The organism is Mannheimia granulomatis, from assembly GCF_013377255.1.
Taxonomy (GTDB): Bacteria; Pseudomonadota; Gammaproteobacteria; order Enterobacterales; family Pasteurellaceae; genus Mannheimia; species Mannheimia granulomatis.
Genome location: NZ_CP016614.1, coordinates 190,062 through 216,509, shown reverse-complemented (window position 1 = coordinate 216,509; position 26,448 = coordinate 190,062). Strand labels below are relative to the sequence as shown.

General features: G+C 39.9%; 27 protein-coding genes and 2 pseudogenes. 8 read left to right on the top strand and 21 right to left on the bottom strand.

Going from position 1 to position 26,448, the window contains the following annotated elements:
- Nucleotides 1-40 precede the first annotated feature (40 nt).
- Nucleotides 41-364 carry a DMT family transporter gene (locus A6B41_RS01045; protein ID WP_027073404.1) on the bottom strand — a complete coding sequence of 108 codons (324 nt, stop codon included), beginning with the start codon at nucleotides 362-364 and terminating at the stop codon, nucleotides 41-43.
- Nucleotides 364-738 carry a winged helix-turn-helix transcriptional regulator gene (locus A6B41_RS01040; protein ID WP_027073405.1) on the bottom strand — a complete coding sequence of 125 codons (375 nt, stop codon included), beginning with the start codon at nucleotides 736-738 and terminating at the stop codon, nucleotides 364-366. The genes A6B41_RS01045 and A6B41_RS01040 overlap by 1 nt, the downstream gene beginning before the upstream one ends.
- Before the next feature lie 135 nt (nucleotides 739-873).
- Here A6B41_RS01040 and A6B41_RS01035 point away from each other — a divergent pair, with 135 nt between their 5' ends.
- Nucleotides 874-1,713, top strand: coding sequence for an SDR family oxidoreductase (locus A6B41_RS01035; protein WP_032847095.1), 840 nt, complete (start codon nucleotides 874-876; stop codon nucleotides 1,711-1,713).
- 131 nt (nucleotides 1,714-1,844) lie between these two features.
- A complete protein-coding gene (locus A6B41_RS01030; protein ID WP_027073407.1) occupies nucleotides 1,845-2,390 on the top strand; it encodes an RBBP9/YdeN family alpha/beta hydrolase in 546 nt (181 codons plus the stop codon).
- Between the two features lie 39 nt (nucleotides 2,391-2,429).
- On the opposite strand, the gene dapF is transcribed toward A6B41_RS01030, so the two are convergent.
- The gene (gene dapF, locus A6B41_RS01025) at nucleotides 2,430-3,254 is read right to left on the bottom strand and encodes a diaminopimelate epimerase (protein WP_027073408.1); all 825 of its coding nucleotides are present in this window, start codon (nucleotides 3,252-3,254) and stop codon (nucleotides 2,430-2,432) included.
- Nucleotides 3,255-3,401: 147 nt separating this feature from the next.
- Here dapF and A6B41_RS01020 point away from each other — a divergent pair, with 147 nt between their 5' ends.
- Entirely contained in the window at nucleotides 3,402-4,724 is a 1,323-nt protein-coding gene (locus tag A6B41_RS01020) for an anaerobic C4-dicarboxylate transporter (RefSeq protein WP_027073409.1), read from the top strand.
- Between the two features lie 97 nt (nucleotides 4,725-4,821).
- On the opposite strand, the gene A6B41_RS01015 is transcribed toward A6B41_RS01020, so the two are convergent.
- The 10 genes and pseudogenes from A6B41_RS01015 to ltnD form a co-directional block, all read right to left on the bottom strand.
- Nucleotides 4,822-5,661 (bottom strand): cysteine ABC transporter substrate-binding protein, encoded by an 840-nt coding sequence (locus A6B41_RS01015; protein ID WP_027073410.1) that lies wholly within the window; start codon nucleotides 5,659-5,661, stop codon nucleotides 4,822-4,824.
- Nucleotides 5,662-5,681: 20 nt separating this feature from the next.
- The gene (locus A6B41_RS01010) at nucleotides 5,682-6,413 is read right to left on the bottom strand and encodes an amino acid ABC transporter ATP-binding protein (RefSeq protein WP_027073411.1); all 732 of its coding nucleotides are present in this window, start codon (nucleotides 6,411-6,413) and stop codon (nucleotides 5,682-5,684) included.
- Nucleotides 6,414-6,662: 249 nt separating this feature from the next.
- Nucleotides 6,663-7,348, bottom strand: a pseudogene (locus A6B41_RS01005) (cyclase family protein).
- Nucleotides 7,349-7,359: 11 nt separating this feature from the next.
- Nucleotides 7,360-8,706 (bottom strand): annotated as a pseudogene (locus A6B41_RS01000) (alpha/beta hydrolase-fold protein).
- 66 nt (nucleotides 8,707-8,772) lie between these two features.
- Nucleotides 8,773-10,245 carry a GntT/GntP/DsdX family permease gene (locus A6B41_RS00995; RefSeq protein ID WP_027073412.1) on the bottom strand — a complete coding sequence of 491 codons (1,473 nt, stop codon included), beginning with the start codon at nucleotides 10,243-10,245 and terminating at the stop codon, nucleotides 8,773-8,775.
- A 15-nt stretch (nucleotides 10,246-10,260) separates the two neighbouring features.
- Nucleotides 10,261-11,208 carry a D-erythronate dehydrogenase gene (denD, locus tag A6B41_RS00990; RefSeq protein ID WP_027073413.1) on the bottom strand — a complete coding sequence of 316 codons (948 nt, stop codon included), beginning with the start codon at nucleotides 11,206-11,208 and terminating at the stop codon, nucleotides 10,261-10,263.
- Nucleotides 11,209-11,219: 11 nt separating this feature from the next.
- Nucleotides 11,220-11,996 carry a 2-oxo-tetronate isomerase gene (gene otnI, locus A6B41_RS00985; protein WP_027073414.1) on the bottom strand — a complete coding sequence of 259 codons (777 nt, stop codon included), beginning with the start codon at nucleotides 11,994-11,996 and terminating at the stop codon, nucleotides 11,220-11,222.
- A gap of 2 nt (nucleotides 11,997-11,998) precedes the next feature.
- The gene (otnC, locus tag A6B41_RS00980) at nucleotides 11,999-12,631 is read right to left on the bottom strand and encodes a 3-oxo-tetronate 4-phosphate decarboxylase (RefSeq protein ID WP_027073415.1); all 633 of its coding nucleotides are present in this window, start codon (nucleotides 12,629-12,631) and stop codon (nucleotides 11,999-12,001) included.
- The gene (gene otnK / locus A6B41_RS00975) at nucleotides 12,628-13,869 is read right to left on the bottom strand and encodes a 3-oxo-tetronate kinase (RefSeq protein WP_027073416.1); all 1,242 of its coding nucleotides are present in this window, start codon (nucleotides 13,867-13,869) and stop codon (nucleotides 12,628-12,630) included. The genes otnC and otnK overlap by 4 nt, the downstream gene beginning before the upstream one ends.
- A gap of 1 nt (nucleotide 13,870) precedes the next feature.
- Nucleotides 13,871-14,776 (bottom strand): L-threonate dehydrogenase, encoded by a 906-nt coding sequence (gene ltnD / locus A6B41_RS00970; RefSeq protein ID WP_027073417.1) that lies wholly within the window; start codon nucleotides 14,774-14,776, stop codon nucleotides 13,871-13,873.
- Nucleotides 14,777-14,948: 172 nt separating this feature from the next.
- Here ltnD and A6B41_RS00965 point away from each other — a divergent pair, with 172 nt between their 5' ends.
- Nucleotides 14,949-15,707, top strand: a complete 759-nt coding sequence (locus A6B41_RS00965) for a DeoR/GlpR family DNA-binding transcription regulator (protein WP_027073418.1) — start codon at nucleotides 14,949-14,951, stop codon at nucleotides 15,705-15,707.
- A 72-nt stretch (nucleotides 15,708-15,779) separates the two neighbouring features.
- Here the strand turns inward: A6B41_RS00965 and A6B41_RS00960 are convergent, their stop codons facing one another.
- The 6 genes from A6B41_RS00960 to ulaG form a co-directional block, all read right to left on the bottom strand.
- Nucleotides 15,780-16,448, bottom strand: coding sequence for an amino acid ABC transporter permease (locus A6B41_RS00960; RefSeq protein ID WP_027073419.1), 669 nt, complete (start codon nucleotides 16,446-16,448; stop codon nucleotides 15,780-15,782).
- Nucleotides 16,438-17,097 carry an amino acid ABC transporter permease gene (locus tag A6B41_RS00955; RefSeq protein ID WP_027073420.1) on the bottom strand — a complete coding sequence of 220 codons (660 nt, stop codon included), beginning with the start codon at nucleotides 17,095-17,097 and terminating at the stop codon, nucleotides 16,438-16,440. Before A6B41_RS00955 ends, A6B41_RS00960 begins: the two co-directional genes overlap by 11 nt.
- 141 nt (nucleotides 17,098-17,238) lie before the next feature.
- Nucleotides 17,239-17,958, bottom strand: a complete 720-nt coding sequence (gene araD / locus A6B41_RS00950) for an L-ribulose-5-phosphate 4-epimerase (RefSeq protein WP_027073421.1) — start codon at nucleotides 17,956-17,958, stop codon at nucleotides 17,239-17,241.
- Complete coding sequence (locus A6B41_RS00945) at nucleotides 17,955-18,815, bottom strand: L-ribulose-5-phosphate 3-epimerase (protein ID WP_027073422.1); 861 nt, start codon at nucleotides 18,813-18,815, stop codon at nucleotides 17,955-17,957. Before A6B41_RS00945 ends, araD begins: the two co-directional genes overlap by 4 nt.
- 95 nt (nucleotides 18,816-18,910) lie before the next feature.
- A complete protein-coding gene (gene ulaR, locus A6B41_RS00940; RefSeq protein ID WP_027073423.1) occupies nucleotides 18,911-19,657 on the bottom strand; it encodes an HTH-type transcriptional regulator UlaR in 747 nt (248 codons plus the stop codon).
- Between the two features lie 90 nt (nucleotides 19,658-19,747).
- Entirely contained in the window at nucleotides 19,748-20,839 is a 1,092-nt protein-coding gene (gene ulaG / locus A6B41_RS00935; RefSeq protein WP_027073424.1) for an L-ascorbate 6-phosphate lactonase, read from the bottom strand.
- A gap of 371 nt (nucleotides 20,840-21,210) precedes the next feature.
- On the opposite strand from ulaG, the gene A6B41_RS00930 reads away from it, so the two are divergent.
- The 4 genes from A6B41_RS00930 to A6B41_RS00915 all read left to right on the top strand — a co-directional run bounded on the left by A6B41_RS00930 (nucleotide 21,211) and on the right by A6B41_RS00915 (nucleotide 25,078).
- Complete coding sequence (locus A6B41_RS00930; RefSeq protein ID WP_027073425.1) at nucleotides 21,211-22,998, top strand: PTS ascorbate-specific subunit IIBC; 1,788 nt, start codon at nucleotides 21,211-21,213, stop codon at nucleotides 22,996-22,998.
- A gap of 59 nt (nucleotides 22,999-23,057) precedes the next feature.
- Entirely contained in the window at nucleotides 23,058-23,777 is a 720-nt protein-coding gene (gene aphA / locus A6B41_RS00925) for an acid phosphatase AphA (protein WP_027073426.1), read from the top strand.
- Between the two features lie 66 nt (nucleotides 23,778-23,843).
- On the top strand, nucleotides 23,844-24,311 hold the full coding sequence (locus A6B41_RS00920) for a PTS sugar transporter subunit IIA (RefSeq protein ID WP_027073427.1): 468 nt from the start codon (nucleotides 23,844-23,846) through the stop codon (nucleotides 24,309-24,311).
- Between the two features lie 86 nt (nucleotides 24,312-24,397).
- Entirely contained in the window at nucleotides 24,398-25,078 is a 681-nt protein-coding gene (locus A6B41_RS00915; protein ID WP_027073428.1) for a 3-keto-L-gulonate-6-phosphate decarboxylase UlaD, read from the top strand.
- 70 nt (nucleotides 25,079-25,148) lie between these two features.
- Here the strand turns inward: A6B41_RS00915 and A6B41_RS00910 are convergent, their stop codons facing one another.
- Together A6B41_RS00910 and tusB are read right to left on the bottom strand one after the other, a co-directional pair.
- On the bottom strand, nucleotides 25,149-26,093 hold the full coding sequence (locus tag A6B41_RS00910) for a hypothetical protein (RefSeq protein WP_027073429.1): 945 nt from the start codon (nucleotides 26,091-26,093) through the stop codon (nucleotides 25,149-25,151).
- Nucleotides 26,094-26,164: 71 nt separating this feature from the next.
- On the bottom strand, nucleotides 26,165-26,440 hold the full coding sequence (gene tusB / locus A6B41_RS00905; protein WP_027073430.1) for a sulfurtransferase complex subunit TusB: 276 nt from the start codon (nucleotides 26,438-26,440) through the stop codon (nucleotides 26,165-26,167).
- Nucleotides 26,441-26,448 lie beyond the last annotated feature (8 nt).

Here is a 26,448-nt window from a genome sequence, read left to right as displayed (position 1 = left end):
TGACAAATTGCAAAATTCTATAGAAAAATGACCGCTTGTATCACATCTTTGAAAATAAATTAATTACCAAAACACCAGCAATAATCAGGATAATTCCAATCATTCCAGCCAAATCAATTTTCTGCCCGAAAGCAAAATAAGCAACCAATGCGGTTAATACAATACCGACACCTGACCAAACCGCATACACAATACCTACCGGCAAAGTCCGAAAAATAATTGAGAGAAAATAAAACGATAAACCATAAAGAGCCAACGAACTAACCTTTGGTACAACTTTAGTAAAGCCATTACTTAATTTTAATAAATTAGTCGCGACAATTTCTAAGCAAATCGAAATAGCGAGTAAAATCCAAACGTTCATCACACTTTCTCTTTTTGATATTGTAAAATAGCAGGCAAATTACCCTCAAGCCAATCTACCAACGCAAACATTCGACTGGAAGCCTCCTCACCAAATGAAGTTAAACTGTATTCTACATGGGGTGGCACAGTATTATAGGACTTACGGGTGAGCATTCCGTCTTCCTCAAGCCGATGCAACGTTTCGGTTAACATTCGCTCGCTTACACCGTCAATGGTTTTACGCAACTCACTAAACCGCTTGGTGCCCGAACGCAATGCAATAATCACCAATGCTCCCCAACGGCTGGTTAGATGCTGCAAAATCTGGCGTGACGGACACGCTGCCGCCATTACATTCCCCTTTAAAGCATCACTATCGAAATTTTTCTGCATTTTTATTTCCTTAAAAATCAATCAGTTAAAAATTATTTTCAAACTTACATTTTTGTAAGTACTTCTAAAAAGTAAGTTAACAAGTATTATAGCAACCAAATTGATTAATTCACATTTATTTTTAAGGAGTTTATTATGAAAACTATCGCAATCACAGGAGTAACAGGCCAATTTGGCGCTATTGTACTTGCAAAATTGTTGGAAAAATCAACCGCTAACATCATTGCATTAGCACGAGATCCAAGCAAAATCCGCAATGTGGAAGCCCGTAAATTTGATTATTCAAAATCAGAAGGGCAAGTGGAAGCATTACACGGTGTGGATACTTTATTATTGGTTTCAGGTAATGAAATTGGGCAACGTGCTATACAACATAAAAACGTCATTGAATCTGCCCAAAAAGCCGGCGTAAAACATATTATCTACACTAGCCTACTCTATGCAGACACCTCTATTCTCAATTTAGCAGGCGAGCACGTGGAAACCGAGCAAGCTCTAAAAGCTTCAGGCATTGATTACACTATTTTACGCAATGGTTGGTATACCGAAAACTACACCGCCTCAATTCAACCCGCCTTGGCATTAAATGCGTTTTATGGCTCAGCAAAAGAGGGAGAAATTGCTTCTGCAACCCGGGCAGACTTAGCGGAAGCAGCGGTAAAGGTCTTAATTTCCGGTGGTCACGAAGGCAAAACCTACGAATTAGCCGGTGATAATGCTTATACGCTAAGCGAATTAGCAGCAGAAATTTCCAAACAAACAGGCAAAGATATTCCTTACGTAGATATCCCGGAAGCAGAATATGCAAATGCATTAAAACAAGCAGGCTTGCCGGAAGAATTAGCAGAATGTCTGGCTTCTTGGGATGTTGTGGCTTCTCAAGGTGCGTTATTTAGTGAAGACAAAACACTTTCAACATTATTAGGGCGCCCAACAACATCGCTCGCGGATGCAGTTAACGCTGCGTTAAGCTAATTCAGGACACAAGCGGTCACTTTTCTATTGAATTTTGCAAAATTTTAATGAAAAACAACCGCTTGTTTTTCTCAGAATTTTCCAATAAAGCTGTGCTACAATCTTTCAAGTTAAACAAATAGGAGTGAAAAATGGCACAGGTTTATATCGTACACGGCTATACGGCAAATGCCGATAAACATTGGTTTCCTTGGTTGGAGGAGCAATTAACCACAATTGGCATAAGTTGTCAGCGGTTAAATATGCCTGATTCGGAAAATCCTTCGCTTGATCGTTGGCTGGCTCATCTGGCAGAAAATTTGGAAGTTAACGAAAATACGATTTTCGTTGGGCATAGTTTAGGCTGTATCGCTATTTTGAATTTTTTAGCGAAGCAACAAGAGCAAATTAAAGGGGCTGTATTTGTATCAGGGTTTTATCAACCGTTGCCTAATTTGCCAGAGCTATCTGCCTTTACCAACTACTATGCAATTTTGCCAAGCCCGCCTGCTTTTCCTGCTTATATTTTGAGTGCATTAGACGATAGCATCGTTGCACATAAACATAGTGATGCTTTAGCGATACATTTGCAGGCAGATTATGTTCGTTTGAATAAAGGCGGGCATTTTCTCGATCGAGAAGGGGCAACAGAATTACCTATAGTGTTGGAATTAGTGAAAAAATTAATGAAACAATAAGTAAATCGGGAGGGCTAGAACCCTCCCCTATACCTCTCATTACAGTTTAATAAAACCATCATAAATATGGGTGGCATCACCGGTCATATACAATGGATTGCCAACACCGTTCCACTCAATAATGAGCGTGCCACCCGGCAAATCAACCTGTACTTTGTTATCTAACAAACCTTGCATAATACCTACCGCTACTGTACCACACGCACCACTGCCACAGGCTTGTGTTTCACCGGCTCCACGCTCATAAACGCGTAATTTCACATGATTGCGACTTACTACTTGCATAAAGCTGATATTGGCTCGCTCCGGAAAACGTTCATGGCTTTCCAATAAAGGCCCCAGCTCATTTACCGGTGCAGTTTTCACATCTTCTACTTGTAACACGCAATGTGGGTTGCCCATTGATACCACACCACATAGCACAGTTTGTAAATCAGTACGCAAAATATAGTTTTTCTCAAATTTATTCGCCACAAACGGCACTTGAGCCGGTTCCCAAATTGGCTCTCCCATATTCACACGTACTTTACTATCATCTTGTATCGTCAATACCATTTTACCTTTAGCGGTACTGACATAGATATCTTTTTTATTCGTTAAACCTTTTAGCGTAACAAAACGGGCGAAACATCTTGCTCCGTTTCCGCATTGCGATACTTCGCTGCCATCCGCATTAAAAATGCGATAGTGGAAATCTAACTCAGGATCGTAAGGTGGCTCAACCAACAAAAGTTGATCAAAACCAACTCCACGATGGCGATCTGATAAGGTGCGAATCATCTCTTCCGTGAGGTATATATTTTGAGTAACACCATCAATCACCATAAAATCATTACCTAGTCCGTGCATTTTTGAGAATTGCATATTTTTCCTCAATCAAATTAAAGTTTTTATTGATTTAGATTATAGAGATTAGTTTTATTTATTGATATAGTACGCCCCGACTAATTTGATGAAAAATAAAAATTTCTTCAAATACCGATTTTTAATTAATTATCAGGAGCAAAAATTATGTCTGCTATGTTTCTTATCCAATTTGCCATAGTGTTACTATGCATTTTGGTCGGTGCTCGCGTAGGCGGTATCGGACTTGGAGTATTTGGTGGTTTAGGTTTAGTCATATTGTCATTCGGCTTCGGGTTAAAACCGGCAGGATTACCGATTGACGTGATGTTTATGATTATGGCAGTAGTTTCAGCGGCAGCAGCAATGCAAGCTGCCGGCGGTTTAGACTATATGATCAAAATCGCAACCCGCATCTTACGTAAAAACCCAAAATATATTACCTTTATTGCACCATTAGTGACTTGGACATTTACTGTACTGGCCGGAACAGGACACGTTGCCTATTCAGTATTACCTGTGATTGCTGAAGTCAGTCGCCATAACGGTATTCGTCCGGAACGCCCACTTTCCATGGCAGTAATTGCTTCTCAATTTGCGATTGTAGCAAGCCCAATTGCCGCCGCGGTTGTGGCTGTAGTTGCTTTTCTTGAGCCTCAAGGCATTACCTTAGGTGATGTGTTGATGGTAACCATTCCATCTACTTTATTAGGCTTAGGGCTTGCTTGTGTATTTGTTAATAAAATGGGCAAAGAGTTAAAAGATGACCCGAATTATCAAAGATTATTGCAAGATCCTGAATATGTAAAAGCAAATCATATCACCGCAAACCCAACCGAATTACCATTAAAACCAACAGCGAAATTATCCGTAGGCTTATTCTTATTTGGTGCTTTACTGGTCGTATTAATGGGTGCAATGCCTTCACTTCGCCCTGTGTTTGACGGCAAACCGATGGGTATGGCTCACACAATTGAAATTGTCATGTTAAGTATTGGTGCATTAATTATCCTAACTTGTAAACCAGATGGCAACGAAATCACTAAAGGCTCGGTATTCCATGCCGGTATGCGTGCAGTCATTGCGATTTTCGGTATTGCTTGGTTAGGTGATACCTTAATGCAAGGTCATATGGATGAAGTGAAATCGATGGTTTCCGGTTTAGTAGAAACCGCACCTTGGGCATTTGCTTTCGCGCTATTCGTACTGTCTGTTTTAGTGAACAGCCAAGGTGCAACAGTTGCTACCTTATTCCCATTAGCTGTTGCAATCGGTATTCCGGCTCCGGTTCTCATCGGGGTATTTGTGGCGGTAAACGGCTACTTCTTTATTCCGAACTACGGTCCAATCATTGCCTCAATCGACTTTGATACCACAGGCACAACCCGTATCGGTAAGTATATTTTCAACCACAGCTTTATGCTACCGGGCTTACTCAGCATGATTTTTAGCATCTGCTTTGGTCTATTACTGTCAAATATGCTACTTTAAGCTAAGTAGAATAACTCACAGCTTCCTACAAGCGGTCGAGTTTTAACAAAAATTTGCAAATATGGCAGCACCTTTTAGTAAAAGGCGCTGCTTTTTATTATTTAGCTAATAACGCTTCTTTTTCACCATAAACCGGTACGAGAGTTTTTTCATAAGCCGCTTTTAATTTACCGTTTGTTTTAAACTGTCCTATCTCTTTGTTTACAAAATCCAACAATGCTTTATTTCCTTTTTGAACCGCAGGAGCAATTTGCTCAGCGGGACCGATACTGCCTATTGCAACCTCAAAGTCAGCATTCTCTTTTGCCCATGCCCATACTAAAGCGTTATCATGTGCTAGTGCTACACCGCGCCCATCTTTTAACGCATCAAAAGTTTCGGTATTTTGGTCAAATTTTAATAGTTGGATTTCAGGGTGATTTTTACTGAAATAAGCATCGGCTGTTGTGCCTTTATTAACTAATAACGTTTTACCCTCAAGTTGTTTTACATCCGTAACTAAAGCATTTTTTGGCGAAACTATGCCTAAAGCAACATTCATATAAGGCTCAGCAAAATCTACTACCTCCGCTCGCTCAGGTGTTTTCGTAAAGTTAGCTAAAATTAAATCTACTTTGTTTGATTTTAAATATTCCACACGATTTGCCGCTTCAGTCAATACAAATTCAACTTTGTCCGGGCTGCCGAATAAATTATTTGAAATCTCTTTGGCTATTTCCACATCAAAACCTTGGTTTTTGCCATTTGCATCCACATAACCAAACGGAGGTTTATCACCAAATACACCAATGCGAATAACACCTTTCTCTTTAATTTGTGCTACTGCATCTTTTTCTGCTGTATTATTGTTAGCAGAACCTACGTTATCACAAGCAGTAAGCGTAAATACAGCTAATGTGGTAGCTAATAAAGTTTTTAAAAAAGTTGAACGTTTCATAATGATTCCTCGAGTAATAATTAATAATCTAGTCCGTGTAAAAACTGTTTTGCTCGTTCGGTTTTTGGGGCATTAAAAAAGTCCTTAGGCGCTGCTTGCTCAATAATCTCCCCTTTATCAATAAATACTATGCGGTCTGCCACTTTTTCTGCAAAGCCTATTTCATGGGTCACAATTAACATAGACATCCCCTCATTTGCCAGTTCTAGCACAACATCTAGCACTTCTCTTACCATTTCAGGATCAAGAGCCGCAGTAATTTCATCTAATAAAATCACCTCAGGGTTCATACAAAGTGCTCTAACAATCGCAATACGCTGTTTCTGCCCGCCGGATAACTCACGAGGAAAAGCCGTTTTTCGCTCCAGTAATCCCACACGTTTAAGTAATTGATCAGCCTGATCTTCTACTTCTTGCCGCTTACGATTTTGTGCTTTTAACGGCCCTAGTAGGATGTTGTCGATAACATTTAAATGAGCAAATAATTCATAGCTTTGAAATACCATACCGACTTTCTGGCGAGAAAGTTCCCAGCTTAAGTCTTTACCAAACTCACCGACACCCTGTATTTTAATTGTGCCACCTTGCTTCTCTTCCAATCCGTTAATGCAACGTAGCAAAGTGCTTTTTCCACAGCCAGAAGGTCCAAGCAAGACAACAACTTCCCCTTTGTGTAGCTCTAAACTGAGATTCCTAATGGCAATAGTTTCACCATATTTTTTATGTAAATTTTGAATAGAGAGTAAAGGCATTTCAGTATTGGTTTATTCTTCAATGAGGACATTGTGCAAGAAATTAAACAGAAATGAAAATTATAAGAAGGAATTTTGTATATTTTTTTGTTATAAAAAATATATTACAATGAATTAAATAGTATTATCGGTAATTAGAAAAATTGCTAATTATGTAGTAGTTATATATTTATTTTTTACCCTATACGATAAGATATTTGTATAACTACTACATAAATCCCATAAGATTACTTATGCTTACATCCTGCACTATTCTATTTCTACAATACAAGTTACTTGGCTAGAATCTACTCCAACAATACGCCAAGGCGCATTAAAAAATTACTTAAATTTGACATTCTTAGGTAGTTCAGCTAAATGCATATCTTCAATAACTGTTGTAAATCTCCCCGTATAATAACCTAGAATAGCTCGATGACAGTTCTTTGGGTTCTCTTCTTCAGGCACTCTAGATGATGGAGAGCCTAGAGCTAAGAAGTCAATGCCTACGCCTTTTAAGTTAGGAAAATTATCTGATAAATACTCCCCCGCACTTGTTGCAATATACGGACATTCATTTTGGTATATTGTAGGATTCTCAGCTCTATATTTCTCAAAGCCTGTTCTAAAGAACGCAAACGAGACTTTTGATAAAATATCCGCATAAGGTAGTAAATCTTCTTTTGTAATTCCTTCGGCTTCACCTTTTGGAATTTCAAGTAAAGCGACTTGTTTATGACAAAAATATTCTATAGGTAGCTCGTTAATACTTAAGCCATCTTTAACAAAGTGTCGTGGAGCATCCATATGAGTGCCGCAATGATTAGGCAGTTTGGTAATAAAACTACTAAATGGCGTTTTTCACATATATCTGTACAACGATTAACCTCAACAACAGGCTCTCCCGGCCAAGCCAGATCTTTTGGATCTAATGGATGAGATAAGTACATAAACATAATATGCCTCCTTAGTGGCGTTTTTGTTGAAGTAAACACTCAATAATCTCTGGACTATTATATACAGCATCCCAAGTGTTATGAGGGTTATTATGAACAATACCGTTATCTCCCGCTTGGGTGAAGCTGAATTCGGTATACTTCACATTCGGTGCGTTTAACTGTTCTTTGAGAATTTGATAGTTAATCCGGGAACCTTGGACCGGTGAAACTTTGTCTTCCTTGCTGTGGAAGAACCAAATCGGCACATTTTTAATCGCAGCGAGGTTGTCTTTGTTGGCGTTGCCGTCCACTCATTCGTTTGTATAGGCTTCACGACCGCTCATTAGCAATGCGCCGGCAAAGAAATTCGGGTGAGCCAATAACAGATTCAATCCGCCTTCTGCACCACGAGATAAGCCGTTGATATAAATACGATTGGTATCAATTTGTGGATTGGCTTTGATGGTTTCATCAATCATTTTAAGTGCCAAGTTGATACGGTTTTCGGTCTGCCAGTGAATACCGCCTTTCTGACCTTTTTCTTCACTGTCGAATGGGTCAAAAACTTGATCATATTGTGGTGCTAGCACAAAGCTCGGTTCATAAGGCAAGGTGGCAATCGCTCCTTTGCTGGATAATAAGTGAGCTAAATTATCCGAACCAACCTGCCCTGAGCCGTGCAAGAAGATCACAAGCGGGTATTTTTCGCCGTTTTTTTGCAAAGGGGCATAGAAACGGTAGTTCAGTTTATTTTCAGGGTCATCGAAGGTAACTTGTTTCGCAACAAATTCATCAATATAAGTCGTTTTGATTTTTTCTGGCTCTGCGGTTTGCGACCAAGCACCTGTACCAAGCGTTATGCCGTTGGTTAATTTTAGTAAGCCCTTTTGTTCTACCGAGTAAGCGAGTCTTTTTGCAAAAAATTCTGGAATTTTGACCGCTTGCACACGCTCAGTTTCTACAATCTTGCTTTCCGCATCTTTCGATTTGAATTTCATCGGTGCCGTGTTGCCGTCTTTTATACTGTAAGTCGCCGCATTTTTATCCGCAGTATCTAGTTCAATGATCACAAATTTACCTGCCTTAGGCTGCTTACTGATTTTAGGCTCACTATTCACATAGGCTTTTAACACACTACGCGCTTCTTGGGGAGCATTATCCAGCGAGGTTTGGATTTGATAGAGTTGTCTTAAATCACTCCCAGATAACACATTACTTGGGTATTCTACCGCCACACCGTTAATCTTCTGCCCTTGAGCAGTGACTTCAGCAAGTAGAGTGATATTCAGATTGGCATTCGGTTTAATTTCATCCGGTGTCGCATTCACTAAAGAAGAAAAAAACAATCCGCTTGCAAGTATGAGAGATTTTTTCATATCCCACTCCTAGGTTTTAGGTAAAAAAATAGACTATGAACTTGGTTCATAGTCTATTTAGGTTGATTACTTGGTTAAGGTTTTATTTTGTGCTTTGATGTAGATAGCGATGATCGCCATTACAGCAACAGGGAAGACAAGGTCAAATACTGAGCCGTCGTTACCCCAAATCAGGTTACATAAAATTACACTGATACCGCCGATACCCCACGCAATCGTAGTTGGCACAGACCAAACAATCATCTGTTTTTTCACATCATTGATGCCCATCATACGGTTCACAACCCAGAACAAGCTATCGTTGAAGTAACCGAAGAAGAGGGAACCCATTGTCGCAGCTTGTGCAGCTAGAATCATATTTACACCCGGAATTTGAGCCAAAATCGGCGCTGAAATTGACGCAGCAGTGACCATTGCCACCGTACCTGAACCTTGAATAAAACGTACAAGAGTAGAAACAATGAACGGAATTAAAATTGGCGAAATCGGTAATTGGGCAATTTGTTCCGCTAACTGTTTGCCTGCACCACTGTCACGTAATACCGCACCTAATGCACCACCGGCACCGGTTACCAATAAGATGATACCTGCTGTTTTTACGCCTTCTTCAAGATGAAGTACTGTTCTGTCTTTGTCTACTTTTGGTAATAAAGTATAAACAGACACTAATACACTCAGGGCTAAGGCAATCATTGGGTGGCCAACAAAGGCGAAGAATTGGTAAACCGTTGTTTGTGCAAATTCTGTATTACCTTTCGCTACGATATCTAAAATTGCTTTAATAAAGATCAAACCGATTGGTAAGACGATAGGCAATAAAGATAAACCTAAACTTGGCAAATTCTTTTTCTCACGGCTTTCGATATAGTCATCGTATTTTTGTTTTAACTCTTCTTGAGTGAAAACTTGTTGGTTAAATTCAGGGTATTTTTTGTCTAACCATTTTGCATAAAGTACGATACCGATTACAGGTAATACCGCAAGAGCCATACCGACTAATAACATGACACCAAGATCGACATTAAATAAGCCGGCAACACCTAACGGGCCCGGTGTCGGTGGAACGGTATGGTGAGTTACTACTAAGCCACCTGCAAGTGCCACACCTAAGGTTAAGAGTGATCGTTTGCCGTTTTTTGCTAAAGCTTTTGCAACCGGATATAGGATAACAAACGCAGAATCTACAAAGATTGGAATACTCACAATGTAGCCTGTAATCGCCAATGCCCACTCTTCTTTTTTCTTGCCCAGCATTTTGATAAAGCTATAAGCCATTTTTTCTGCGGCACCGGAAACTTCCAGCACGCTTCCCATCATTACCCCTAAACCGATAACAATATCAATACCGCCTAGAGTTCCACCGAAGCCTTTACTGATTGCACCGAGTGTATCATTGACGGACATGCCACCAACAAGACCTGCAATAGCGGAGGCAATTAACATAGCAATAAATGCATGAACACGTGTTTTTAAAACTAAATAGACCAAGACAAATACTGCAATCAATAGTCCTATAATCGGAATTGGTAAGCCAAACATACTGTTGCTCCTAATTTACATGTCGTGTTTAATAAATTGTTGGATAACTTCCTTAAAATCAACATCTACGCTAAAACCATGTTTGAGAGCAGTATTATTGTTAATCTCAGCAGGCCAACTGGCGACAATGTTGTTAATATTTTCATCAAATTCAAATCGTACTTTCTCTAAGGTGCTTTCTCCTTTTATTGAAGCCAAATCAGATAGCATTTGTTTTATGCTGACAGTAAAGCCCGGTAAGTTAATGACATGCCAACTGCGTTGTGGTAAAGAAGGCAAAGTTAAAGCATGAATAAAGTTATTAATCACTGTATTTGGGCTTGAAATCCATAAACGTAAATCCTGTGACACCGGGCAAATCGCTTCTTTGCCATATAACGGCTCGCGAATAATGCTGCTTACAAATGAAGAGGCTGCTTTGTTTGGTTTCCCCGGACGAATACAGATAGTTGGTAAGCGAACCACAATCCCATCAACAAAGCCCTTACGGGAATAATCGTTGATGAGCAATTCACACATTGCTTTCTGTGTACCATAGGTGGATTGTGGTGTCACTGCCGTACCATCGTTGATTACCGCAGGTAATTCTCCGCCAAATACTGCCAATGAGCTTGAAAAGATAAAGCGGATGTTTGGGTTATTTTTACGGCAAACTTCCAGCAAATTACGGGTAGCTAGGAAATTAATTTCATAACCCAAATCCGGATCTTGCTCCGCATGACTACTCACTATCGCTGCTAAATGAAAAAGTGCGGTCGTTTTTTCGGTAATAATTGCATCTAAACCTTCAGGATGTCTTAAATCCATTTCCATACAACGAACACGGGGATCATTATTTGGAGCGGTTGGCTTAATCATATCAACCAGCACTAATTCTTGAATTTTCTCTAAATGCTGAGCTAATAAGGTTTTCGCTAAGCGTTGCCCCAAGAAACCTGCTCCGCCTGTAATCACAATATTCATAAAACCTCCCTCTATTTGTATCTTTCAAACCAGGCTAAACCTGCTGTGGTCTCCGCTCTTGGCTTATATTCACAGCCTACGTAACCTTCATAACCGATTTCATCGAGCTTGTTGAAAATGTACTCGTAGTTAATTTCGCCTTCGTCCGGCTCATGACGTTCCGGTACCGATGCAATTTGGATATGGGCAAATTTGCCGTTGAGTTTGTCTGTTAAGCGGGATAAATTGCCATTCACATTTTGGGCGTGGAAGTAATCCAACTGTACAAACACATTGGCTCGATTGACTGCTTCAACAATTTCTAAGGTATCAAATTGGCTTTTCAGCAGATAGTTTGGTTTGACTTCCGGGCTGAGTGCTTCCAGCAGAACCTTAATGCCGTGCGGTTTGAATTTATCCGCCGCATATTGCACGTTTTTGATAAAGGTCTGTTTATAGGCTTCGCGATCTTCGCCTTCCGGTACAACCGCTGCCATAACATGAATATGCGGACAACCTAAAGCAAGTGCATATTCCAAGGCGAGATCAATATCACGATGACTGTCTGCTTCACGCCCCGGAATAGCAGAAACACCCCATTCCCCTTTGGCAACATCGCCAGCTGCCGTATTAAACAGCACTTGTTTTAAACCGTACTGGTCGAGTTTGGCTTTGATTTCCTCTGCCGAATACTCATAAGGCCAGAGATATTCCACATATTTAAAACCCGCATTAGCGGCTGCTTCAAAGCGGTCTAAAAATGGCACTTCGTTAAACATCATCGTAAGATTTGCTGCGAATTTAGGCATATTTATTTTCCCCTATTTTTTAGGTCATTCACTTCGTCTTCGGTTAAATATCGCACTTTTTGACCTTGTAGAATAAAATGAAGCTTGGCGGTTTCTTCCAGTTCTTCAGTATTATCAACCGCATCGATCAAATTAGAACCTGTGACGACAACACCGTGGTTTGCCAGTAGAAATGCTTTTGCATCTAAGGCACGTTCACCCAGCTCACGAGCAATGTTAATGTCACCCGGGCGATAGTAAGGAATAACAGGTAACCTACCGACCCGCATAACATAGTAAGGTGTGAAAGCTGTAATTGCGTTATCAATATCTAAATCCTGTAAGCAAGACAGTGCAGTTAGGTAGGTAGAGTGTAAATGTACAATTGCCTGACATTCCGGATTTTTCTGATACAGTGCCAAGTGAAAAACCGACTCTTTGGATGGTTTATCTCCTGACAGTACATTGCCTTGCATATCTAATACGGAAAGTCGTTCCGCTTCTAAACGCCCCAACGATGAACCTGTTGGTGTCACCAAAATGCGATTTTCATCTAATCGTACCGAGAGATTACCTGCCCCCCCTACGGTATACCCACGTTTAAAGAGTGAACGAGCGAGTTCAACCATCTGTAGTTTTTGTTCCTGTTCTGTCATAAATACATTCCTTGTGCAAAGCTAAAAAAGTCCTCTTTGCCGAAATTACCGGATTTCAATGCAAGAAAAATCGGTTTTTCGACCGCTTGTAACCACGGTACACCCGGTGTAATTTGCTTACCGATGTGGAAACCGCTAAATCCAAGCTGCTGAACGACAATACTTGAAGTTTCACCACCTGCAGTAATGAAGTTAGTTATACCTGCAGCTTGTAGTTTCTCGGCCAATTTGGCGAAAGTAGCTTCAATTGCGTGGCTTGCTTTATCTCCACCAAATTGCGTTTGAATTTCTTTCAATTTTTCAGGTGGTACAGTGGCATAAACCATTGGGGCAAGCTCTCCGTCTAAATTAGCCATAACCCAAGCATAGAGCTCTTCTACGTAATTTGGGTTGTTAATGGCTTGTTCTGCTTCTAAGAAATAGCTTGGTGCTTTTGCTTTGTAAGCATTCACTTGGCTATTGGTCATCACAGAGCAAGAGCCTGAAAGTACAACGGTTTTACCTTTGTTCGGCACAAAAGCATTAGTGCCTTTCTGACCACCCGAACGGTACGCCGCCATATAAGCCCCTAAACCTGAGCCACCAGTTACTAATTTAAAGTCCGCCACGGCTTCGGCAAGTACGGCAAGCTGTGAGTTATCTGTCGCATCCACCACCGCATATTTGTAGCCTTGCTGTTTCAGTTCCGCAAAACGGTTTTTCACACGTTCTGCACCTTGAATAACATCTGCATAAGCGACTAAACCTGTTTTACCTTGTGATTGTGCATCCATTAAACGTACTAAGCTCGCGTCTTGCATTGGAGTAATTGGATGGTTACGCATACCGGATTCATTCAGTAGCATATCGCCCACAAACAGATAGCCATTGAAAATAGTGCGACCATTCACAGGGAGTGCGGGTGTTACTACCGTGAAATCAGTATCTAATGCCTCCATCAACGCATCAGTAACCGGTCCGATATTGCCTTTTTCTGTGCTGTCGAAAGTTGAGCAGTATTTGAAATAAAACTGCGTACAGCCGCTCTGTTTTAGCCAATCTAAGGCTTGTAATGATTGCTGGATTGCTTCTTCAACAGGGTTAGAGCGGGATTTTAGGCTGATGACAATCGCATCAACTTTGCTGTTGAGTGCTGTTTTTGGCACACCATTCATCTGTACTGTTTTCAGCCCGTTTTCTGTTAAAAAACTGGCTATGTCACTAGCCCCAGTAAAATCATCTGCAATGACACCTAACATCTTAGTTTCCCCCTTTTTTCGGTAACTCAATGCCACTGAAAATTTTGATTACCGCACTGTCATCTTCTTTACCATAGCCTGCGTTGCTGGCTTCGGTAAACATTGAATAAGCAGTGCTTGCTAAATGGAGTGGGAAACGTAGTGATTTTGCGGTGTCATTTACTAAACCAAGATCTTTCACGAAAATATCAACCATTGATAGTGGTGTGTAGTCACCATCGACTACGTGTTTCATACGGTTTTCAAACATCCACGAATTACCTGCGGCATTAGTCACAACGTCATACATCAGATCCAAAGGAATACCGGCACGAGCTGCTAACGCCATCGCTTCTGCCCCTGCGGCAATATGTACACCGGCAAGTAATTGGTGAATAATTTTCACGGTCGCACCTAAACCGATCTCTTCTCCAATGTTATAAACCTTACCTGCCACTGCATCTAAAACAGGTTTTAATTTTTCAAAGGCTTCTGCTGATCCGGATGCCATCACTGTCATTTCGCCCTGCGCTGCTTTTGCCGCACCACCAGAGACCGGTGCATCTAACATCACCAACCCAAAATCTGTTAATTTTTGTGAAATATCTTTGGCGTCTTGTGCAGAAATGGTGGAAGAAACCATCACTACTGAACCTTTTTTCAAATGCTGTGCTACACCATCCTCGCCAAATAACACTGAGTTAACTTGATTAGCATTGACCACTAACAATAGAATGGCATCCAATTCAGCCGCAAAATCTATCGCACTTGTGCTAACACCTTTTGCGCCTACATTCTTCAGAGCTTCCAGATAGGTTGGATTTAAATCAACACCATAAGTCTCTAACCCTTCTGCTATACACGATTTCGCAGCTCCCATTCCCATTGCACCTAAGCCGACTACGGCAATTTTATATTTCTGAGTCATGGTTAATCTCCTCAATAGTAAATAATATGATGGATGTATCTTAACCAATACGAAATGTGAAATCTGTGATCATCATCACAAAAATTAACATTTATTGTTAAAATTTGTGATTTTAATTTAAGAGGGGAAATCTGATATAATTTTTGTTAACAACTATAAATTAGGCAAAAAAATGATTCCTGTAGAGAGACAACGCAAAATACTGCAATTTATCAATAGTAATGGAATTGCCAGTATTAATTTTTTAGCAAAACAGCTTAAAGTATCACATATGACTATTCGTCGTGATATTCAAAAACTAGAAGAGGAAGGAAAAATATCCTCAGTATCAGGTGGTGTACAATCACTTGAAAGATTGACGGTAGAATTGCCTCATAATGATAAATCGATGCTTTTTCAAAATGAAAAATTTGCTATTGGTACTTTAGCTTCTCAGTTAATTCCACCTCATACAACAGTATATTTAGATGCTGGTACTACTACATTGGAAATTGCCCATCAGATCATAGATAGAACAGACTTACTAATTGTAACGAACGACTTTGTGATCGCTCACTATCTTAGTAATTCAGGAAAATGTGACTTAATCCATATAGGGGGAAGTGTTTGTAAAGAAAACTTATCAACAACCGGTTCTCTGGCAGCTGAATTTCTCAAAAATATATCGATTGATATGGCGTTTATATCCACCTCTTCATGGAATTTAAAAGGTTTAACAACGCCAAATGAAAATAAAATTCCAGTTAAAAAAGCAATCTTAGAAGCATCAAAACAGAATATTTTAGTTACCGACTCCTCAAAGTATGGGAAAGTCGCTACTTTTTTTGTTTGCCCACTCACTGCATTCGATCAAATTATTTGTGACAAAGGGTTATTTGAGAATGTGCAAGATGCTCTTAAAGGATTAAGCGTTCAATTAAATTTAGCATAGTCATATATCCGTTTTGAGGCTAATTTGAGTTAGTTTTAAAATTTATTGTGAATATTAAAAATAGTATTTTAACTAACTCTCCCATTTACGTTCTAATCTACCTGCCCATAACGAGAGTGGATAACAAATAAGAAAATACAATATAAAAATCACCCCATATACAAAAAATGAGGCACTTGGATTAGTGAGAAGTGAGTTTTCAATAATTTGCTGACCTACTTTCACAACTTCAATAACACCAATCAAGGCTGCCAGAGAACTGGTTTTTATCATACGGGTAAACAAATTGACTGTGCCCGGTAACACTCGGCGAAGTCCTTGTGGAAGTTCGATATAGCGGAAAATTTGACTTCGAGTTAAGCCAATAGCTTTAGCTGATTCAACCTGATGCTTTTCTATAGAAGTTAATGCACCTCGTACTAAATCGCTCATTTCAGCTGTCCCCCAAAGAGTAAAGACCCAAATACAAACCCAAATACCACTAATGTGAATAGCAAACCAAGTCGATAAGCCGAAATAAAACATAAACAGCCATACCAAAATTGGCACAATACGGATAGTTTCTAAATAGAAACGAGCAAATGCACGCACAATTAAGTTATTTGATCGCATGATTAAACCAAATAGTGTGCCAAATATGAGTGAAAGCCCAACAGAAATAAATGAGATCTTTGTTGTTAACCAAAACCCCTCGGCCAAACGGACTACATTTTGCCCTTCCCATAACCAGTCAAATCCCATATTTTGCTTTCCTTATGCTGTTTTCAAAATAGCGAGTGAGAATGGATATAGGTAATAAAATCATGAGATACGCCACAAAGAGCATAAATAATGCTTCATTGGTTTTGTAATCCATACCGATAATATCTTTAGTGACGAATAATAATTCTGCTACCGCCACAGCGCTAATGACAGAGGTTTCTTTGATAAGAAAGATAGTATTTGCTGCAATTGAGGGAAGAGATACTGCCCAAGCTTGCGGGAATAAAACATAACGGAAAATCTGTATTGGCGTTAAACCAATAGATTTGGCGGCCTCAATTTGTCCTTTAGATATAGCCTGTAATCCGGCACGCAAACTTTCTGCCATATAGCTAGAGCCTAAAAAAACAAGTGCAATCACACCGCAGGTAAAACCATCCCATTTAATACCGATTTTGGGCAGTCCATAATAGAGAAAGAACAGCTGAATTAAAAGAGGTGTATTGCGTGAAAGCTCAATATAACCTTGAGCCAGTTGACACAAAGGTCTTATTTTATAGCTGGTGATAATTGCAATGATTAATCCAAAACATAACGATAGCAAAATACCCCATAATGAGAGTTGTAAAGTAATACAAGCAGCATCTACAAATTTCGGAATACTGTCAACAATATAGGTCCAATTCATATCAAAATAAACAATTTGGCAAAAATGACTATTATTGTGCAAAAATTCAAAACAAAAAGGAAAGAATTGGAAGTGCTCTTTTATAAAGATTAGATATAAAGAAGTCAGCACATATTATGCTGACTTCTTTATTGGTTATAATTACTGCCCGTAATAGGCATTCTTGCCATGCTTACGTAGATAGTGTTTATCCAACAACTCTTGTTGCATAGAGTTAATTTGTGGACGAATTTGGTGGCTGATAAAGTTCATGTATGCAACTTCTTCCAACACAACGGAGTTGTGTACCGCATCGTGACCGTTTTTTCCCCAAGTGAATGGACCGTGGGAGTGAACGAGTACCCCTGGTACCATATTCGGATCAATTCCACGTTTACGGAAGGTTTCTACAATCACTTTACCTGTTTCAAGTTCATACTCACCGCCGATCTCTTCTGGAGTCATACGGCGTGTGCAAGGCACTGAACCATAGAAATAATCGCCTTGGGTGGTGCCGAGAGCAAGAATGTCTTCGCCTGCTTGTGCCCAGCCTACCGCATGACGTGAGTGAGTATGTACTACACCACCGATTTCAGGAAATTGGCGATATAACTCTAAGTGCGTCGGCGTGTCGGAAGAAGGTTTTTTATCACCATAAACACGGTTGCCTTGTAAGTCCATAAGCACGATATCTTCTACCGTCATTACATCGTATTCTACACCTGACGGTTTAATTGCCACTAAGCCGGTTTCACGGTCGATTTCACTTACATTTCCCCAAGTAAAAGTGACTAAACCGTACTTTGGTAGCTCTAAATTGGCTTTTAAAACACGCTCTCTAAGTGCTTGTAAAGCTGGCGTTAATTCCGTTAATTGGCTCATAGGATAAAACCTCCTTCTTTCATTTTTTGTTCAATCCAGCGACGAGCATTAATAATTTCAGCAATTGGCTCATCCGCTTTTTCTGTCCACATTTCAATTAAGAATGCACCACGATAATTGAGTTCGGCAAGGGTTTTGAAGCATGCCACAAAGTCCACACAGCCTTCGCCAAATGGTACGTCACGGAACTGGCCTTTGCAAGTTTCGGTCACTTTGTAAGTGTCTTTTAAGTGAATGGCAGAGATTTTATCAATACCAAGTTTTAGCTCTTCTGCAACATTGTCGTTCCATGCAGAGAGATTACCTAAATCAGGATAAACGGTAAACCACGGTGAGTTGATGATCTCGTCCCATTTTTTCCAGCGAGAAATCGAACTCATAAATTTGGTGTCCATAATTTCAACGGCAATCGTCACTTGGTTGCTGGCGGCAAGTTCCACTGCCCATTCTAAGCCTTCTTGGAAGCGTTGGATCGTACCTTCATCTTGTTCTTCATAATAAACATCATAGCCCGCCAGCTGAATGGTGCGAATGCCGAGATCAACCGCTAACTGAATCGCTTTTTCCATGATCTCGTAGGCTTTTTGGCGGGTGGCTTCGTCACGGCTACCAAACGGGAAACGGCGATGACCGGATAAACACATTGACGGAATAGTCACGCCGGTATTGATAATAGCTTTAACTAATTTAGCACGCTCTTTTTTGCTCCAATCAAGACGAGCAAGGCGTTCATCCGTCTCATCAATTGACATTTCCACAAAATCAAAACCACAGGCTTTGGCGATGGAGAGTCTGTCTTGCCAAGAAATATTCTTTGGCAAAGCTTTTTCATAAATACCGAGTTTGTGTTTTCTCATTAAAATACTCCTGTAATACTCAATTGAGTAGGAGCGAGTTTTAACTCGCCCATGTGTCTATCCAAGGACGGGTTAAAACCCGCCCCTACGAAAATTTATGCCAAAATAATCTCTAAACCGTTGGCTCGTAATTCTTGAATAATGTCAGGATCAGCTTCTTTGCCGGTAATTAATAAATCAATTTTAGCAAATTCCCTAAATAACATACCAATCTTCTTGCCAAGCTTTGTACTGTCTAACAAGACAACATAGCGCTCAGCGTGTTTTGCCATTTGTTGTTCAGCATTGGCAATTATCATATCGGTTTTAAATAGCCCTTCTGAAGTCAACCCTTTACCGCTGGTAAACATAGTCGTTGCTGCATAGCTCATTTCATTTTGGGTATTAAGGGAAAGCATCACACGTTTATTTTTATTATATTGCCCGCCCATAATCACCACATCATCATGTGCACTCTCAATAAGCTGGTTTGCAAGCGGTAGATAATTGGTAATAATTTGCAATTTTCGTCCACATAATGCAGCTCCTAGCATTTCCATAGTTGAGCCGCAGGTAAGAATAAGGCTCTCCCCTTCTTTACATAAAAGACTTGCTGCCTCAGCAATTCGTTTTTTTTCATCTGCATTATTGGTTTTTTTAGATGAGTAGTTTTTTTGTGGCGGTGTAACCACCTCTGCTCCATTTCTGACTTTTTTGAGCTTCCCCTGCTCATCGAGTTTGCTGATATCACGGCGTGCCGTCGCCGGGGATATATTCAATAATTGCATAATATCCGCGGTAGAAAGTGCTTTTCGCTCTTCCAGTAAGTGCAGGAGTTCTTTGTGTCGATAACTTTCGTTCATGCTTATATTCCATAGATTATCGTTATTTTTGCCAGAATGAACTCAATTAAAAAAGCCACTCTCAAGTGAGAGTGGCTTGTTACTGCTCACTTATAGCATTGATTTAAATTGAATATTTGGTTCTTGCTCAAAGCAATCATCAAAACCACGAGGGTGGTGGTATTCAATTAAGTCCTTATCACGTGGATAAACATATTTGCCGCCTACTTCCCAAATAAATGGATGGAACTGATACTGTAAGCGGTCTTTACGCATACGCCATAAATCAATAATTTCTTGCGTACTTGCCATAAAGTTTGTCCAAATATCATGATGAACAGGAATAATTACTTTTGTACGCAAGCATTCTGCCATACGTAACAAATCAATGGAAGTCATTTTATCGGCAATACCTACCGGATTCTCACCATAGTTATTTAATGCAACATCAATATCAAACTCTTTACCGTGTTTGGCAAATTGAATAGAGTAGTGAGAGTCCGCACCATGATAGATATTACCACCCGGGGTTTTAAATACATAGTTTACCGCCTTACGTCCCATTTCTTCATCAGATGGGCAAAGTCCGGCTAATTCACCACCTTGCTCTTCCGCGCCTTCTACCGGTAAGGTAACTAAACAGGTGCGGTCAAAAGAGTCTAATGCGTGAATTTCCACATCTTTTAATTTCACCACATCGCCCGGTTTTACGATAATAATACGATCTTCCGGCACACCCCATTTTTTCCATAACTCAGCACAGTGCCACGGGCCGACAAATTTCACATGATCTAATTTTGGGTTGTTACACACGGCTGCCGCGACATTGACATCAATATGATCTGAGTGATAGTGAGAGGCAAGAATAAAGTCTACTTCATTGATTGCAAATGGATCTAATACCATTGGTTGTGCACGCAGGTTAGGTTGTAATTTACGCACCCCGGCCATATTTGCCATTTGGTGTCCGCGTACCATATCTTTCACTTTTTTAGTGGATTTACCACGACTGCACCATAAATCCATACAAATATTTGCACCGGCCGGAGTTTTAATCCAAATTCCGACACAACCTAGCCACCACATCGCAAAGTTACCTTCCGGCACAACTTCTTCTTCAATTTCTTCGTTTAACCAAGTACCCCATTCCGGAAATGTGGAAAGGATCCAACTTTCACGTGTGATTTCTTGAATTTTGCTCATATAATAGACTCCTGATTTATATTAAAGATGATTTTTTTAATCAAAACAAATCATAAACAATCAAAAAAATTTGTACACTATTTTTATTCAAAAATGTGATCTACTTCTAATTTTTTCTATTTTTAATATCTTGATATTAAATAATTCTAATCTCATTAATTCGCGCTATATCTCTATATAATATTCAATATAATTTTGATCAAATAATCATATTTAAAATATAAATTGGAAAATAAAATGTGATCTTGCTCACAAATAATAAAAAATAATCTTTTTTAATCTTTATTGAATGTTTATTATCTCCTCCGATAACTTCATTGAAGTTTTTTAATTTCTTTATTTTTTATTTCTCTCAATCAAAGAGGCTCCCTATGGAATTTTTAACCGAAATTCTCCTTTTCTTAAAGGATCAGGTGTTAAATAAAGCACCATTCTTATTAGGTATTGTTGCCTGTTTAGGTTACATTCTTCTAAAAAAAGATACATCAACTGTACTAAAAGGCACGATTAAAACCATCGTAGGTTTTATGATTGTACAAGCCGGCTCGGGCTTCCTCGTGACTAATTTCAAGCCTGTGATTGATGGTTTGGCAAAATATCACCAGCTCACCGGTGCGGTTATCGACCCGTACACCAGTATGCAATCGACCATTCAAACTATGGGTGAAAACTACTCTTGGGTAGGTTATGCGGTAATCGGAGCATTATTCTTAAATATCTTACTCGTAGTATTCCGCCGCTTAACCGGTATTCGTACTATTATGCTTACCGGCCACATTATGTTCCAACAAGCGGGCTTGGTTGCGGTGTTCTATATGATCATCGGTGCAAGCATGTGGGAAACTATTATCTACACCTCTGTATTAATGGCACTATATTGGGGTATTTCTTCTAATATTATGTATAAACCAACCCAAGCGGTAACAGGTGGTGCAGGCTTCTCTATCGGTCACCAACAACAAATTGCTTCTTGGATTGCAGTAAAACTTGCACCAAAACTCGGTGATAAAAATGACACTGTGGATAAAATGAAATTACCGAACTGGTTAAATATTTTCCACGATAGCATCTCAGCAACCGCATTAGTGATGACCGTATTCTTCGGCATTATCTTACTCTCTTTCGGCTTAGATAACTTAAAAGAGCTTGCCGGCAAGACCAACTGGTTTATGTATATCCTAGAGATGGGGCTAAAATTTGCAGTAGCGATTCAAATCATCGTAACCGGTGTGCGTATGTTCGTGGCTGAACTTTCAGAAGCGTTCAAAGGTATCGCAGAACGTTTGATTCCAAACTCGGTATTAGCAATTGACTGTGCGGCAATCTACGCCTTCTCACCAAATGCGATGGTATTTGGTTTTATGTGGGGTGCAATCGGTCAGTTCGTCGCAGTTGCAGGCTTATTAGCAGTAGGCTCTCCGGTATTAATTATCCCGGGCTTTATTCCAATGTTCTTCTCTAACGCAACTATCGGTGTATTTGCAAACCAATTCGGTGGTTGGAAAGCAGTAATGAAAATCTGTTTTGTGATGGGGATCATCGAAGTATTAGGTTCTGCATGGGTTATTCAAATGTTGGCAAGCCAAGGTACAACCTTCAACGGCTGGATGGGTATGGCAGACTGGGCATTATTCTTCCCACCAATTCTGCAAGGTATTATTAGTATTCCGGGCTTCTTCTTCGTAATTGTGGCAACCGCTATGGTGTATATGTTCTTCGCATCTAAACAACTTCGTGCAGAAGAAGCGGAAGCTGCTGCAAAAGGCTTAACCCTTGAACAGTTAGACGGCTACGGCTTAGACGAAGTAAAAACTGAAGAAAAAGCTGAAGTACAAGCGGTCGTTTCTAGCGAAAATTCTGCAAATCCTGTGCGAATCCTCGCGGTATGCGGTTCAGGCCAAGGCTCATCAATGATGATGAAAATGAAAATTAAAGGTTACTTAGACAAACGCGGCATTCCAAATATTATGGACTCCTGTGCAGTAACTGATTACAAAGGAAAATTAAATGAGGTGGATATTATTGTATCCAGCAAGCATTTAGCCAATGAAATCGAAGTACCGGAAGGTAAAGCGGTACTAGGCGTACAAAATATGCTGAATCCAAACTCATTTGGTGATGAATTGATTGCGTTGATTAACAAACATCAGGCACAATAATTATTAATTGACGGGGCATTTTTGCCCCGATTTCCCTACAAAAACAGAAGGAACCATATATGAAACTTTCTCGAACCTTACTTATTACTCTATTATCTGCGACCGTTGCTTGTGCAGTCCAAGCTGCCCCCAAAGAACCATACACACAAGCCGGCTTCGATACACGCAGCGTAGAAAAACAACAAGCCCCAATTCACTGGGTTTCAGTAGAGCAAATCAAAGCAAGCCTTGAAGGAAAACCACCAATGAATGTCAGCTTTGATATTGATGATACTGTACTTGCTAGCAGTGGCTGCTTTTACTACGGCAAACAAAAATACTCACCGGAAGATCACAGTTATCTGAAAAAACAAGAGTTCTGGGATGAAATCAACGCAGGTTGCGATAAATACTCAATTCCAAAAGAAGCAGCTCGTGCACTGATTGATATGCACCAAGCCCGTGGTGACCAAATTTTCTTTATCACCGGTCGTACTGCCGGTAAAGATGACCAAGTTACGCCATTACTGGAAAAAACCTTGAATATCAAACAAATGCACCCGGTCAATTTTATGGGTGGACATGGCGTAGATCAACTCAAAACTACATATAACAAAACTGCCGGTATCTTGAAAAACAAAGTTCAGCTCCACTATGGTGACAGCGATGACGATATTCTTGCAGCCAAAGAAGCCGGCATTCGTGGCATCCGCTTACTGCGTGCTACCAACTCTACCTACTTACCGTTCCCACAAGCAGGTGGATATGGTGAAGAAGTGCTGATTAACTCTAGCTACTAAGATATATTTCTCCTCGCACGGGTGGAACCCGTGCGACGTCCTCCTTAAGCAGCACAAGGTAATGTTATGAACTTAAAACAATCTCTTATTGAAAATAACTCAATTTTATTAAACCAATCGGCTTCAAACTGGGAAGAAGCTATTAAAATCGGAACAGACTTACTCGAAAAAGCCGGCACAATTGAACCACGTTACTATGACAATATTGTCAGTAAAATTAAAGAAATGGGGCCTTATATCATTCTTGCACCGGGCCTGGCAATGCCACATGCTCGCCCGGAAGAAGGGGTGATTAAAACATCATTTGCCTTAGTTACTTTTGATACCCCAATCTATTTTGATGGTGAAGACGAGCCGGTTCACGTAATGCTCACTCTTGCCGGTAGCGATTCTGACCAACATATGCAAGGTTTAATGGAGATCACCCAAGTCCTAGACGATCCTGATAGCGACACCGGTGTAGATTTAGACAAAATCCGCCGTTGTAAAACCGCCGAAGAGGTATATGCGGTAATTGATGCGGCATTAAACTAAGCTTATCTAGGGCGCAATAATTGCGCTCTACAAGCGGGCAAAAAACACCAAAATTTTACAAATCTCCAGATATAGAGGAATAAATTATGTCAAAACCAATGCTCCAAATTGCACTTGATTCCCTTAGTCTTGAAAAAGGCGTGGCAGATGCCAAAAAGGCTGAAGGGGTGGTCGAAATCATTGAGGTAGGTACTATTCTTGCATTTGCAGAAGGCATGAAAGCTGTCTCAACCCTGCGTGCTTTACATCCAAATCACATCATTGTGTGCGATTTAAAAACTACCGATGGCGGTGCAATTTTAGCCAAAATGGCATTTGAGGCCGGTGCAGATTGGTTAACAGTTTCAGCAGCTGCTCATCCTGCAACTAAAGCCGCCTGTAAAAAAGTGGCAGATGAGTTCAATGCAGCACACCCTGAACTTAAAGTGAAAAAAGAGATTCAAATTGAAATCTACGGCAACTGGACAGTTGAAAAAGACGCAAAAGAATGGGTGGAATTAGGGGTTACTCAAGCCATTTACCATCGCTCACGTGATGCAGAACTTGCAGGCAAGGGCTGGACGGCTGAAGATGTTGAATTAATGAAACAGCTTTCTGCGTTAGGTTTAGAGTTATCGATCACAGGCGGTATCGTGCCGGAAGATATTCATCTATTTAAAGAAATCAAAAATGCGAAAGCCTTTATCGCAGGTCGTGCTTTAGTGGGTGAAAAAGGTAAACAAACTGCCGAAGCAATTCGAGCAGAAATTGACAAATATTGGGCATAATCTCTCATAAAAAATAGCGGTCAAAATTTGTTATTTTTTTGCAAATTCTGACCGCTTTTATTTTCGCCTACTAGAAAATCGCTTCTAAGCGAACAAAGGTATTGATAAAGTGTTTACGGTTATTGTCTTTGTCGTTATAGAAACTGATTTCCGGTTGCACGAATAGCCAATTACGCCAAATCGGTTGACGATAGCTAACAAAAGGTCCCCAATGATTAAATCTTGATAAATCTTTGTCTAAACGTCCACCAAATGAGATACCGTAGCTGATATGACTTAACGGTTTAAAATTATGCTGGCGATATAAACTGTTTCCCCAACTGCGTTCTTCATCCACATCATGACGATATTCAAAATGGGTATGGTTCATAATAAACGTAGTGTCCGTTTCTTGATATTTATTTTCAAAATTAGTACGTAAATAATGTTTACTCTCGGTACCGTAACGGTAGATTTGCTCTAAACGGGTGCTGAATTGGTCAGTAATTTGCCATTCTTTGCTGATACGTAAACGTCCGAAAATATCGCTACCGGAACGAATACCGCCATCGAGGTCGGTTTCAATACCAAGTGCTTTAATATTATCTGACCAACGTAAACCGATAGATGAGTTTGAATCTCGAGCCTCTCGGGAATTATAACGTTTATTTTGAGGAAGATTTTTGTACATTTTGCCAACATGGGTTTTATCGGTAATTTCGTTATCTAACTCATCATCACCAAATACCACATTAAGATGCTTTTTCAAAACCGGCAACTTAATTTTTCCTCGAACACGAGGCTTATAAGTAAATTTATCATGCTTATTCCATTGGCTATCCAACATAACACGTAAGCTTGCAGTACCTGGTTTGTTCGGGTCTGTTTCACCTAACCAAGTATTAATATTATCTGCCCAACTATCTAACTTATTACTGACTGTTGAGTGCTGTTTATCAACCCAGGTCGTATTTTCTTCTGCCGTTGCTAATAGTGGCACCATTGCGACTAACGAAACAAGATATTTTGCTTTCATTGGATTTTCCCTCATTTAAGAATTGATTACATCATAATCTAAAATACTGTTACTGACAAAACTATTATTCGCTAAAGTGCAATTTGTGGAAAATTTTTTTCAGTTAAACCGATGAATTCAGATAATGAAAGAGTTTTAAATATTCGAAGCGATTCATTTAGCCCTCTGGCAACCACATCTTGTTCTAAAAGATAACAGCGAGGCAATTTCGCAAAAAAATCTTGATTTTTGACCGCTTGCAGTACCCCATCTTGCCATAATACGACTACATCGTTCTCATTAAGATGCGTTAAAAAAGTGTCTAGCGTTTCAGCATCATATTGCGCTTTCGAAAATGTATAAAGCATTGATATTC

Excerpts from the sequence above, each read along its gene's own strand:
- A6B41_RS00945 (WP_027073422.1), bottom strand. The coding sequence starts at position 18,815 with ATGAGAAAACACAAACTCGGTATTTATGAAAAAGCTTTGCCAAAGAAT.
- ulaG (WP_027073424.1), bottom strand. The coding sequence starts at position 20,839 with ATGAGCAAAATTCAAGAAATCACACGTGAAAGTTGGATCCTTTCCACA.
- A6B41_RS00960 (WP_027073419.1), bottom strand. The coding sequence starts at position 16,448 with ATGGGATTTGACTGGTTATGGGAAGGGCAAAATGTAGTCCGTTTGGCC.
- A6B41_RS01035 (WP_032847095.1), top strand. The coding sequence starts at position 874 with ATGAAAACTATCGCAATCACAGGAGTAACAGGCCAATTTGGCGCTATT.
- A6B41_RS00995 (WP_027073412.1), bottom strand. The coding sequence starts at position 10,245 with ATGTTTGGCTTACCAATTCCGATTATAGGACTATTGATTGCAGTATTT.
- A6B41_RS01030 (WP_027073407.1), top strand. The coding sequence starts at position 1,845 with ATGGCACAGGTTTATATCGTACACGGCTATACGGCAAATGCCGATAAA.
- A6B41_RS01020 (WP_027073409.1), top strand. The coding sequence starts at position 3,402 with ATGTCTGCTATGTTTCTTATCCAATTTGCCATAGTGTTACTATGCATT.
- A6B41_RS00915 (WP_027073428.1), top strand. The coding sequence starts at position 24,398 with ATGTCAAAACCAATGCTCCAAATTGCACTTGATTCCCTTAGTCTTGAA.
- tusB (WP_027073430.1), bottom strand. The coding sequence starts at position 26,440 with ATGCTTTATACATTTTCGAAAGCGCAATATGATGCTGAAACGCTAGAC.
- A6B41_RS00965 (WP_027073418.1), top strand. The coding sequence starts at position 14,949 with ATGATTCCTGTAGAGAGACAACGCAAAATACTGCAATTTATCAATAGT.
- ltnD (WP_027073417.1), bottom strand. The coding sequence starts at position 14,776 with ATGACTCAGAAATATAAAATTGCCGTAGTCGGCTTAGGTGCAATGGGA.
- otnI (WP_027073414.1), bottom strand. The coding sequence starts at position 11,996 with ATGCCTAAATTCGCAGCAAATCTTACGATGATGTTTAACGAAGTGCCA.
- A6B41_RS01040 (WP_027073405.1), bottom strand. The coding sequence starts at position 738 with ATGCAGAAAAATTTCGATAGTGATGCTTTAAAGGGGAATGTAATGGCG.
- denD (WP_027073413.1), bottom strand. The coding sequence starts at position 11,208 with ATGAATATTGTGATTACAGGCGGAGCAGGTTTCTTGGGGCAACGCTTA.
- A6B41_RS01010 (WP_027073411.1), bottom strand. The coding sequence starts at position 6,413 with ATGCCTTTACTCTCTATTCAAAATTTACATAAAAAATATGGTGAAACT.
- otnC (WP_027073415.1), bottom strand. The coding sequence starts at position 12,631 with ATGACAGAACAGGAACAAAAACTACAGATGGTTGAACTCGCTCGTTCA.
- A6B41_RS00920 (WP_027073427.1), top strand. The coding sequence starts at position 23,844 with ATGAACTTAAAACAATCTCTTATTGAAAATAACTCAATTTTATTAAAC.
- A6B41_RS00955 (WP_027073420.1), bottom strand. The coding sequence starts at position 17,097 with ATGAATTGGACCTATATTGTTGACAGTATTCCGAAATTTGTAGATGCT.
- A6B41_RS00910 (WP_027073429.1), bottom strand. The coding sequence starts at position 26,093 with ATGAAAGCAAAATATCTTGTTTCGTTAGTCGCAATGGTGCCACTATTA.
- ulaR (WP_027073423.1), bottom strand. The coding sequence starts at position 19,657 with ATGAACGAAAGTTATCGACACAAAGAACTCCTGCACTTACTGGAAGAG.
- otnK (WP_027073416.1), bottom strand. The coding sequence starts at position 13,869 with ATGTTAGGTGTCATTGCAGATGATTTTACTGGGGCTAGTGACATAGCC.
- A6B41_RS00930 (WP_027073425.1), top strand. The coding sequence starts at position 21,211 with ATGGAATTTTTAACCGAAATTCTCCTTTTCTTAAAGGATCAGGTGTTA.
- araD (WP_027073421.1), bottom strand. The coding sequence starts at position 17,958 with ATGAGCCAATTAACGGAATTAACGCCAGCTTTACAAGCACTTAGAGAG.
- A6B41_RS01015 (WP_027073410.1), bottom strand. The coding sequence starts at position 5,661 with ATGAAACGTTCAACTTTTTTAAAAACTTTATTAGCTACCACATTAGCT.
- dapF (WP_027073408.1), bottom strand. The coding sequence starts at position 3,254 with ATGCAATTCTCAAAAATGCACGGACTAGGTAATGATTTTATGGTGATT.
- aphA (WP_027073426.1), top strand. The coding sequence starts at position 23,058 with ATGAAACTTTCTCGAACCTTACTTATTACTCTATTATCTGCGACCGTT.
- A6B41_RS01045 (WP_027073404.1), bottom strand. The coding sequence starts at position 364 with ATGAACGTTTGGATTTTACTCGCTATTTCGATTTGCTTAGAAATTGTC.